Origin of the sequence: Longimicrobium sp., from assembly GCF_036280135.1 — a bacterium.
Taxonomy (GTDB): Bacteria; Gemmatimonadota; Gemmatimonadetes; order Longimicrobiales; family Longimicrobiaceae; genus Longimicrobium.
Window position 1 is genome coordinate 1 of the sequence record NZ_DASURI010000351.1, and the last position, 2,831, is coordinate 2,831.

Annotated in this window: 2 protein-coding genes and 1 pseudogene; all 3 read right to left on the minus strand. The window is 70.0% G+C overall.

Annotation, left to right across the window (positions count from 1 at the left end; genetic code table 11):
* Positions 1 to 667: pseudogene (locus VFZ20_RS11025) on the minus strand (threonine--tRNA ligase); the annotation flags it as partial.
* A 285-nt stretch (positions 668 to 952) separates the two neighbouring features.
* Positions 953 to 1,321, minus strand: coding sequence for a hypothetical protein (locus tag VFZ20_RS11030; protein WP_329683928.1), 369 nt, complete (start codon positions 1,319 to 1,321; stop codon positions 953 to 955).
* Positions 1,322 to 1,483: 162 nt separating this feature from the next.
* Positions 1,484 to 2,335 (minus strand): surface-adhesin E family protein, encoded by an 852-nt coding sequence (locus tag VFZ20_RS11035; protein WP_329683929.1) that lies wholly within the window; start codon positions 2,333 to 2,335, stop codon positions 1,484 to 1,486.
* Positions 2,336 to 2,831: the final 496 nt, after the last annotated feature.

The window sequence follows — 2,831 nt, forward strand, 5'->3', positions numbered from 1 at the left end:
GGTCGCGCCGCTTGGCCTCCTCCAGCCGGGCCAGGTGCGCGTCCATCTGGTCGGCGGACGACCACGCCGTTCCGTAGATGCGCTGCAGCATCTGCCGCTTCTCGTCGCCGCGCCAGTACGCCCCGGCGGAGCTCAGCAGGCGCACGTGGCGAACGTGGCCCGTGGACGGCACGTGCGGGCCGCGGCACAGGTCCAGGAACGCGCCGTTGCGGTAGACGGAGATCGTCTCGTCGTCGCCGATCTCCTCCAGGCGCTCCAGCTTGAGCGGATCGTCCGCGAACAGGCGCCGCGCCTCGTCGCGCGAGACCTCGCGGCGCTCGAACGGGTCGTCCGCGGCGGCCAGCTCGCGCATCCTGGCCTCGATCTGCGCGAGGTCGTCGGGCGTGAAGGGCCGGTCCACGGCGAAGTCGTAGTAGAAGCCGTCCTCGATGGCCGGCCCGAAGCCGATTCCCGCCTCCGGCCGCAGCGCGCGCACGGCCGCCGCCAGCAGGTGCGCGGCGCTGTGGCGGATGAGCGGCAGCGCGTCCGCGTCGTCCGCGCCGACGAGCTCCGCTCCATGGGCCGGGGCGCGGTCCAGGTCCACCAGCCGGCCGTCGATCCGCGCGGCCAGCGGCTTCGCGACGGCCCGTCCGCCGTCGCCGTTCTCCATCATCGGTTCCCGCATCATCGTCGTCTCCCGTGGTGTCTGCGTCGTGTTGGATGTGGGATCCGGGACGGTCGCACGGGAGGATGCCAGGAACGAAAAAAAGGGCGGCCTCTCGTGCGAGAGGCCGCCCTTTCACCCGTGGTTGCTTGCTGCTACCGCGCGCGAAAAGCCCAGCCGCCCGCCGTGGGACGGGTGGTAGTCGTGGTCGCGGTAGTGCTGAAGCGCGGGTTCATCGTTCGGTTGTCCTGATCAGGTCGTCTTCGGTCAATCCTGCGTTCCAACGATAATCGAGCGGGCGGCGCGGCGTCAAGGCGCCTGGTCCAGCCACCGTTCGGCGGACGGCAGATCGCGAAAGACCTCCACGTCGCCGCCGATCGATTCCGCGTACGCCTCCAGCATGCGCGCCACGCCAAAGGCCACGTCCGTCGGCGCCACGTACGCGCGCCGCGCGCCGGGCCGAAAGACCGCGCGCTTCGCGATCTCCGCGATATGGGCGGCGCTCAGGTCCACCGCCGTCACCTCCCGCAGGTCCACCAGCTGCCGGTACGCCGGGTCAAACGCGGGATCGGCGGCCAGTGCCGTGTAGTGCGCGGTGATGTCGGCGTCGCCAAGCGTGCCCCATGCGCGGCTCAGGACGATTGCGCGTTCCGGATCGATGCGGTAGGCCGCGGGCATGGGGAGGAGGTCGTGGGGTGGCGTGGCGGGATGCGTCCGATGCGGGATCACCCGTCCCGTATCGGGATGCATCCCGTATGCCTTTGCGCGCGGTGGAGAGCCGACCGAGGCGGGACGTCCGCGAGGGAGATCCGCCGTTCCATCCCGGTGGGCCCGGGGCCCTCAGCGGCCGGCGGCGCAGACGGTCGCGAGGACGGTTTCGCCCACCGTCTCGGGGACCACCGCCACCCACTCCGTGACGACGCTCTCCGAGGCGACCAGCTCGTCGCCCAGGCGCGTGCTGGCGCTCACCAGGCGGAACCGCCGGTCGTGGCAGTCGTACTCCACCTGGTTTACGCTGCGGTCGTACGTGCCGGATTCATCCGTGACGGGCGTCGTGTAGTCCGTGCGCACCCACACGCGCACCACGCCGCCGTTCGCCCGGCGCAGCGTGGTGCGGTCGAATGCGATACGCCGCTCGTCGTCCTCGCCCAGCACCGTCCAGCGCGCGTCCAGCTCCGGCAGGGGCCGGGCGAGCCCCGCGACCCGCCGCGCGATCTCGTCCTCGTAGCCGGGCCCGCCGTACTGCACGGTGATGAACGGCAACCCGTTCTCCGACTCGCCCACCATGATGGAGAACGACGTCTCGCCGTGGCGCCAGGTCACGCGGTCGTCGTCGCTCTCGTCCGGGTCGCCCAGGTTGCGCAGCGCCTCCTCCACGGAGCGCTCCCACATCTCCTCGATGTTCTCCTGCGAGCTCGCGTAGGCGATGCGGATGCCCACCAGCACGTCGCCCGCGAACGAGGCCAGGGCGATCACGTCCTGGTCGTCCTCGAACATCAGGTCGCCCGGGTCCGGGGTGAACTCCGTGTTGAGGACGAAGCCCTGCGCCTCCAGCGCGTCCGTGGCCGCCCGTGAATCGATGCCCCACGGGATCTCGGCGTAGACGAAGTCGTCCTGCGCGGCCACCGGCCCGGCGGCGAGCGACACCGCCAGCGCGGCAAATGCGATGCTGATTGCGGATGAAAGGCGCACGTGTAGCCCGGGAGATGAGAGAGATTCCGCGCGGATTGCATGACGGGGCGCCGCAAAGATTGCACCGATCCGCGTCCCCGTCCAGTTCCCCGTGGATGCGGATCGGCCAGGCATTCCGATGCGGATGTGGATGCCGATGTCGATGTCGATGTCGATGTCCGCGTCGGATAAGCGGAGCCGTGCGCACACCACCGGGCGGTTGATGCCAGTCGCGGATCTGAATCGGTATTCGCGGCGCCCCCACCACGGCGGTTGATGCCGATTGCGGATTTGATCCGGTAAGGGCCGTCTCCGAGCCGGAGCGAATGAATTCGCCGCTGGAAACTCGCGAAGTCCGCCTGCGCGGACTGCCCCGGAGCGGGTTGCCGTAGTACACCGAGGGCAGGTTCTTTACGTGGTGCACAGGGGCTCGTCCGAGCCGTTGAATCGATGCATGGGCGTTGCTCCGGTGTACCTCCGGTCGCCTTCGCTGGGGCCAGTCCGCGCAGGCGGACTT